General features: G+C 70.3%; 8 protein-coding genes. 4 read left to right on the forward strand and 4 right to left on the reverse strand.

The genetic code is table 11. The features are described from left to right. Positions 1-46: 46 nt before the first annotated feature. Positions 47-688 (reverse strand): bifunctional 4-hydroxy-2-oxoglutarate aldolase/2-dehydro-3-deoxy-phosphogluconate aldolase, encoded by a 642-nt coding sequence (eda, locus tag NHG85_RS04795; protein ID WP_253330325.1) that lies wholly within the window; start codon positions 686-688, stop codon positions 47-49. Positions 689-792: 104 nt separating this feature from the next. On the opposite strand from eda, the gene NHG85_RS04800 reads away from it, so the two are divergent. Next, positions 793-1,395: a hypothetical protein gene (locus NHG85_RS04800; protein WP_253330326.1), complete on the forward strand. Its 603-nt coding sequence runs from the start codon at positions 793-795 to the stop codon at positions 1,393-1,395. On the opposite strand, the gene edd is transcribed toward NHG85_RS04800, so the two are convergent. Next, positions 1,396-3,198: a phosphogluconate dehydratase gene (gene edd / locus NHG85_RS04805; protein ID WP_253330327.1), complete on the reverse strand. Its 1,803-nt coding sequence runs from the start codon at positions 3,196-3,198 to the stop codon at positions 1,396-1,398. Between the two features lie 180 nt (positions 3,199-3,378). Here edd and NHG85_RS04810 point away from each other — a divergent pair, with 180 nt between their 5' ends. Both NHG85_RS04810 and NHG85_RS04815 read left to right on the forward strand, forming a co-directional pair. After that, positions 3,379-4,587, forward strand: coding sequence for an RSP_2647 family RNA methyltransferase (locus NHG85_RS04810; protein WP_253330328.1), 1,209 nt, complete (start codon positions 3,379-3,381; stop codon positions 4,585-4,587). Further along, entirely contained in the window at positions 4,584-5,141 is a 558-nt protein-coding gene (locus NHG85_RS04815; protein WP_253330330.1) for an RSP_2648 family PIN domain-containing protein, read from the forward strand. The genes NHG85_RS04810 and NHG85_RS04815 overlap by 4 nt, the downstream gene beginning before the upstream one ends. On the opposite strand, the gene NHG85_RS04820 is transcribed toward NHG85_RS04815, so the two are convergent. After that, positions 5,138-5,821, reverse strand: coding sequence for a M48 family metallopeptidase (locus NHG85_RS04820; RefSeq protein WP_253330332.1), 684 nt, complete (start codon positions 5,819-5,821; stop codon positions 5,138-5,140). The genes NHG85_RS04815 and NHG85_RS04820 overlap by 4 nt on opposite strands. A gap of 170 nt (positions 5,822-5,991) precedes the next feature. On the opposite strand from NHG85_RS04820, the gene NHG85_RS04825 reads away from it, so the two are divergent. Continuing rightward, positions 5,992-6,150, forward strand: a complete 159-nt coding sequence (locus NHG85_RS04825) for a hypothetical protein (RefSeq protein WP_253330333.1) — start codon at positions 5,992-5,994, stop codon at positions 6,148-6,150. Between the two features lie 12 nt (positions 6,151-6,162). Here the strand turns inward: NHG85_RS04825 and NHG85_RS04830 are convergent. Continuing rightward, positions 6,163-6,396 (reverse strand): hypothetical protein (locus NHG85_RS04830; RefSeq protein ID WP_253330335.1); only part of this gene is annotated, 234 nt, incomplete at its 5' end.

A 6,396-nucleotide genomic window follows, 5' to 3' on the forward strand; every position in this document is an offset into this window, starting at 1 on the left:
GGACGCACAGGGCGCGTGACGGGCTAGGCCGCCACGCGCCGCTTTCTCAGCGCGGCAGGGCCGCGGCCTCGGCGGCGAGGCGGGTGATCCCGGCCCAGTCGCCCGACGCCACCATCTCCTTGGGCGCGACCCAGCTGCCGCCGACGCAGAGCGTGTTGGACAGCGAGAGGTATTCCGGCGCGTTCCTGAGGCTGACGCCGCCGGTGGGGCAGAACTTCACCTGCGGGATCGGCGCGCCGATCGCCTTGAGCGCGGGCACGCCGCCGTTGACCTCGGCGGGAAAGAACTTCTGCACCGTATAGCCGCGCTCGTAGAGCCGCAGCACCTCGGAGGCGGTGGCGGCGGCGGGCAGCAGCGGCAGGTCGTTGGCCTCGCAGGCGTCGAGAATGCGCTTCGTCGCACCGGGGCAGACGCCGAAGGTCGCACCCGCCTCCTTGGCGGCCTCGACATCCTCGGGCGACAGCAGCGTGCCCGCGCCGACGACGCCGCCCTCGACGCGCGCCATCTCGCGGATCACCTCGAGCGCCGACGGCGTGCGCAGCGTCACCTCGAGCGCGGGCAGCCCGCCCTCGATCAGCGCGCGCGCCAGATCGGCGGCATGGGCGGCATCCTCGACCACCAGCACCGGGATCACCGGGGCGAGGGCGCAGACCTTGGCGGTCAGTTCGGAGGCATGTTCGGGGGTCATCGCAGGATCCTGTCGTCTTGGAGGTGAAAGGGTGTTTCGGGGCTCGCCGTTAACGGGCGGTTAACATTTCCGCGCAAATCTGGTCGGGCTGGAGGAGGAAGGCAATGCCGCGCGAGGGTTTCATGGGTCTTGCCTGCGCGGTGGTCCTGACCGGATGCGGCGGCGGCGGGCAGGTGGCGGACCTGCCGCCGTCGCATTTCGACCGCGCGGCTTTCGGCCGGCTTCTCGACCGTCCGGAGGCGTTTGACCTGCCGCGCGGTGGCAGCGCCCGCTACGAGGGTGGCTTTGCCGCTGATATCCGCGAGGCCGACATTACGCCCAGCGGGCGTATCGAAGGCGGGGTGACGCTCGATCTCGATTTTGCCGATGCCAGCACGGTGCTGCCCGTGGAGGGGCGGCTGCATGACATCTCGGGCGCGTTTCACGGCGAGACGGTCGCCATCGACAGCCTGCCTCTCGTGCCCGGTCAGGGCAGGCTGGTGCTGACCCGCGACGGCGCGCGGCGCAGCGGCGAGCTGGCGGCGGGCTTCGGCGCGGAGCTGCCGCTGGCGGGAGAGGACCGCCGCCTCGACATCACCATCGAGAGCCCGCTGCGCGGCGCAGGGGGGCGGGTGCTGGCGGGCGAGGTGTCGGGCACGATCCTCACCGCGCCCTACACCGATCAGCCGCATGTCCTGACGGGACAGTTCCACGCCACCACCGATTGATCAGACCACCACCGTCGCGCCATAGGCGCCGCCGCCGACGTTCTGGCGGAAGACCTCGAACAGCTCGCGCCCGACGCCGTTGCCATTGCCCGCCAGATCGGCGGGGGCGGGGTCGCGGCCCTCGAGGCTGCTCAGAACCTCGAGCGAGCCTGCAGTGGCATCGAGCCGCACGAGATCCCCGTCGCGCACCAGCGCAATGGCGCCGCCATCGGCGGCCTCGGGGGTGACGTGGATCGCCGCCGGCACCTTGCCCGACGCACCCGACATGCGCCCGTCGGTGACCAGCGCCACCTTGAGGCCCCGGTCCTGCAGCACCGCCAGCGTCGGCGTCAGGTTGTGCAGCTCGGGCATGCCGTTCGACTTCGGCCCCTGGTAGCGGACGATGACAATGGTGTCCTCGGTGAACTCGCTGTTGCGGAAGGCGGTCTTGACCGCTTCCTGATCGTGGAAGACCCGCGCCTTGGCCTCGATCACGTGGCGCTCGGGTGCGACGGCCGAGGTCTTGATCACCGCGCGGCCGATGTTGCCCGAAAGCTGACGCAGGCCGCCGGTCTTCTGGAACGGATCGGAGGCGGGGCGCAGGATCTTGTCGTTGAGCGTCTCGCCCGAGCCCTTGGCGTAAGCGACCCGGCCCTCCGAAAGCTTGGGCTCGTGGGTATAGAGCTCGAGGCCTTCGCCTGCGACGGTGCGGGTGTCGGGGTGCAGAAGGCCCGCGTTCAGAAGCTCGCCGATCATGTAGCCCAAGCCCCCCGCGGCGTGGAAATGGTTCACGTCCGCCAGGCCGTTGGGATAGACCTTGGCCATCAGCGGCGTGATCGCCGAGAGCTCCGCGAAATCCTCCAGATCGAGGATGATCCCCGCCGCCTTGGCCATGGCCGGCAGGTGCAGCACGAGGTTGGTGGAGCCGCCCGTCGCCATCAGACCGACCATGCCGTTGACGAAGGCCCGCTCGTCGAGCACGTCGGAGGCGGGGGTGAACTCGTTGCCCAGCGCGGTGATCTGCGCCGCCCGCTCGGTGCCGGCGACAGTGAGCGCGTCGCGCAGCGGGGTGCCCGGGTTCACGAAGCTGGCGCCGGGCAGGTGCAGCCCCATGAACTCCATCAGCATCTGGTTGGAGTTGGCGGTGCCGTAGAAGGTGCAGGTGCCCGGCCCGTGGTAGGAGGCCATCTCGGCCGCCATCAGCGCGTCGCGGCCTACTTCGCCCGCGGCGAACTGCTGGCGCACGCGGGCCTTTTCGTCGTTGGGCAGGCCCGAGGTCATCGGGCCCGCGGGCAGGAACACCGCCGGGATGTAGCCAAAGGTTGCGGCGGCCATGACGAGACCTGGCACGATCTTGTCGCAGACGCCCAAGTAGACCGAGCTGTCGAACACGTTGTGCGACAGGCCGACGGCGGCGGCCATGGCGATCACGTCGCGCGAAAATAGCGACAGCTCCATGCCGGTCTGGCCCTGGGTCACGCCGTCGCACATCGCCGGCACGCCGCCCGCGACCTGCGCGGTGGCACCCGCCGCGCGCGCCGCCTCGCGGATCAGCGCGGGATAGGTCTCGAAGGGCTGATGCGCCGAGAGCATGTCGTTATAGGCGGTGATGATGCCGATGTTCGGCGCGCGGCCGGTGGCGAGCGCATCCTTGTCCTCGCCGGTGGCGGCATAGGCATGAGCCTGGTTGCCGCAGGTCAGATGCGCGCGGCGCGGTCCTTCGGCGGCGGCGGCGGCCATGCGGTCGAGATAGGTCCGGCGCGGCCCTTCGCTGCGGGCGCGGATGCGGTCGGTGACGGCTTCGAGCGTGCGGTTGAGGGCCATCTGGCAGCTCCTGTCGTAAATCGGGGTTGGCCCGGCGTTAGCATGGTTCGTTAGCGCTAACAACCATTGCGCCGGGCGGCGGGGCGGCAAATGCGGCCCTCACGGAGAAACACGGGGCCCGGCAGCGCGGTTTCACGCGTCATGGCTTTTCGTGGCGCGCGGGGCAGGGTAGGAGGGCGCATGACACCCTTCCCGCACCTCCCGCCCTATCCCACCGTCCGGCTGATGCCCAAGGCTGACGCCCGCGCGGTCCGCCACGGCTTTCCATGGGTCTTCGCCAACGAGATGGTTCTCGACCGCCGCACCAAGAAGCTCGAAGCCGGCAGCCTCGCCATTCTGGAGGATGCCGAGCGGCGTCCGATGGCGGTCGTCACCGTCAACCCGGAGTCGAAGATCGCCGCCCGCGTGCTCGACCGCGACCCGGAGGCGGTGATCGACGGCGACTGGATCGCTACGAAGCTGGCGGCGGCGCTGCGCCACCGCGAGGCGCTGTTCGACAAGCCCTTCTACCGGCTGGTGCATGCCGAGGCCGACGGGCTGCCCGGCGTGGTGATCGACCGCTTCGGCGATATCGCGGTGTTGCAGCCCAACGCCGCCTGGGCCGATGCGGGGGCAGAGACCATCGCCGACGCGCTTCTGGCCGCCACCGGCATCCGCCGGGTCGTGCTCAACGGCTCTGGCCGGGCGCGCGGGCTTGAGGGGCTGGGCGAGGAGCTGCGCATGCTGCGCGGCGATGCGCCCGAGGGCCCGGTCGAGGTGCCGATGAACGGGGCCGTCTACATGGCCGACCTGATGGGCGGGCAGAAGACGGGGCTGTTCTACGACCAGCGTCCGAACCACGCTTTTGCCGCCGGTCTGTCACAGGGCGCGCGCGTGCTCGACGTGTTTTCCCATGTCGGCGGCTTCGGCCTTGCCGCATTGGCGCGGGGCGCGGCCTCGGCGCTCGCCGTCGACGGCTCGGCCCCCGCGCTTGAGCTTGCGCGCAAAGGTGCCGAAGCTTCGGGCGTGGCCGAGCGCTTCGAGACGCGGCAAGACGATGCCTTCGACACGCTGGCCGCGCTCGACAAGGAAGGCCGCCGCTTCGAGGTGGTGGTCTGCGACCCGCCCGCCTTTGCGCCGTCGAAATCGGCGCTGGAGCCGGGACTGCGGGCCTATGAGCGGATCGCGCGTCTGGCGGCCCCGCTGGTGGAGGAGGGCGGCTATCTCGTGCTGTGTTCCTGCTCTCACGCCGCGGACCTGTCGAAATTCCGCGCCGCCTGCGCACGCGGCATCGGCAAGGCGGGACGCAAGGGTGCGATCTGCTACACCGGCTTTGCCGGGGCCGATCACCCGGTGCTGCCGCAGCTGGCCGAGGGCGGCTATCTCAAGGCGCTCGTGTTCCGGCTGTGAGGGTCCTGCTCGACGCCTGCGTCCTTTATCCCACCGTGATGCGCGAGCTGCTTCTGGGCTGCGCCGCGCGAGGGCTGTTCGAGCCGCGCTGGAGCGCGCGGATCTCGGAGGAATGGGCGCGGGCGGCGGCGCGGCTGGGGCCCGGTGGGGAGGCGATCGCGCGGGGCGAGATCGCGCTTCTGGCGTCGCGCTTCGCGCATGCCGAGGTCGCGGCACGGCCCGATCTGGAGCGGCGGCTCTGGTTGCCCGATCCGAATGACATCCATGTGCTCGCCAGCGCGGTCGCGGGGCATTGCGACGTGATCGTGACGATGAACGCCAAGGATTTTCCGCGCGGCGTCCTCGCCGAGGAGGGGCTGAGCCGCGCCGATCCCGACAATTTCCTGCTCGGCCTGTTCGAGGCCAGCCCCGGCCCGGTGGGCGAGGTGGCGGCATCGGTGCTGGCCGAGGCGTCGCGGCTCTCGGGCGAGGCCTGGACCCTGCGCAAGCTGATGAAGAAGGCGCGGCTCAACCGCTTCGGCAAGGCGCTGGAGACGGCGGGGGTGGCGGGCTAGGCGCCCAGCCACTTCGCCTCATTGTCGGAGATCGCCTTGAGCCGCGCTTGGGTCTTGGGGTGGCTCATCAGCCAGGCGGGCGTCGCGCCGCCCACGCCGCCCAGCTTGTCGAGCTTGGACAGCAGCGATTTCTGCGGGCCCGTGCCGAGCCCCGCCTTGATCATCAGCGCCGAGGCATAGGCGTCCGCCTCGTATTCGTCGACCCGGCTGATCCGGGCCGCCACCAGCCGGGCGAGGCCGCTGGCGATCATGCCGCCGAAGCCGGGGATGAAGCGCGACAACACCGCCGCCAGCGCCGTGCGCAGCGCGTTCTGCGCCGAGAAATCCACCATGCGGCGGCGCGAATGGCCCAGCGCGACATGGCCCAGCTCATGCGCCACGACGCTGGCGATCTCTTCGGCCGTGACCTCGCCCGCGTTGAACTTCTGCAAGAAGCCGCGCGTCAGGAAGATCCGCCCGTCGGGGGCGGCGAGGCCGTTGACCGGGGCGATCTCGTAGACATGGACCTTGATCCGCGGCAGGTCGAGCGCGCGGGCGAGCTTTTCGCACACCGCGCGCAGCCGCGGCTCGGCCAGCTCGGTCGATTGCGCATCGAGCGCGCGGCGCGTGCGCCAGACCGAGACCTGGTAGACCGCGAAGCCGTAGAGCAGCGCCAGAATCAGCGGGGAGAATTTCAGCATTATGGCAATATGGTGTCCGGAATGGGGCCGGGCAACCACCGTTTCTGGGGTGTCACATGCGCCCTCTACGCCACAGGTTGCGTCAAGTGTGATTAACCGGACAGGAACCGAATCCGGGTTATGAGTATTGTCTAGTCATCAGGGGGGTTGTCCAACTGAATGAGGCAACCATGAATTTCGATCAGTTCGACCGACAGACACGTGACTCCGCGCTGCGCAAGGCTTTCCCGGTCGAACGGGAGACGCCGGACCGGCTGCGCCAGCTGCTCGATCAGCTGGCCGCGCGGAGGCACGACACGGAGCACCGGGAGGGTGAGCGGGCGCGGTGACCCCGCTCGCCCTCAACCGGCGAGCCGGCTGAGCAGCAGCAGCAGGAACAGGCCCAGAATCCCGAGCGCGAGCGCATGCGCGGCGCCCCATTGCGCCATGTCGGCCGCACCGCCGCCGTGGCGGCGCGCGCGCCATGCGCCCAGCAGCGCGCCGATCGCAAGACCGGTGAGGGGGAGGATCATCGCGGCTCTCCGAAGGTGGGGCGGCCCGATCCGGCCGCGCGGCTCACCTAGCGCGCGGGCCGC

The organism is Limimaricola litoreus, from assembly GCF_024159025.1.
GTDB classification, from domain to species: domain Bacteria; phylum Pseudomonadota; class Alphaproteobacteria; order Rhodobacterales; family Rhodobacteraceae; genus Limimaricola; species Limimaricola litoreus.

Coding starts and splice junctions, on each gene's coding strand:
- eda (WP_253330325.1), bottom strand. CDS start 688: ATGACCCCCGAACATGCCTCCGAACTGACCGCCAAGGTCTGCGCCCTC.
- NHG85_RS04800 (WP_253330326.1), top strand. CDS start 793: ATGCCGCGCGAGGGTTTCATGGGTCTTGCCTGCGCGGTGGTCCTGACC.
- edd (WP_253330327.1), bottom strand. CDS start 3,198: ATGGCCCTCAACCGCACGCTCGAAGCCGTCACCGACCGCATCCGCGCC.
- NHG85_RS04810 (WP_253330328.1), top strand. CDS start 3,379: ATGACACCCTTCCCGCACCTCCCGCCCTATCCCACCGTCCGGCTGATG.
- NHG85_RS04820 (WP_253330332.1), bottom strand. CDS start 5,821: ATGCTGAAATTCTCCCCGCTGATTCTGGCGCTGCTCTACGGCTTCGCG.
- NHG85_RS04825 (WP_253330333.1), top strand. CDS start 5,992: ATGAATTTCGATCAGTTCGACCGACAGACACGTGACTCCGCGCTGCGC.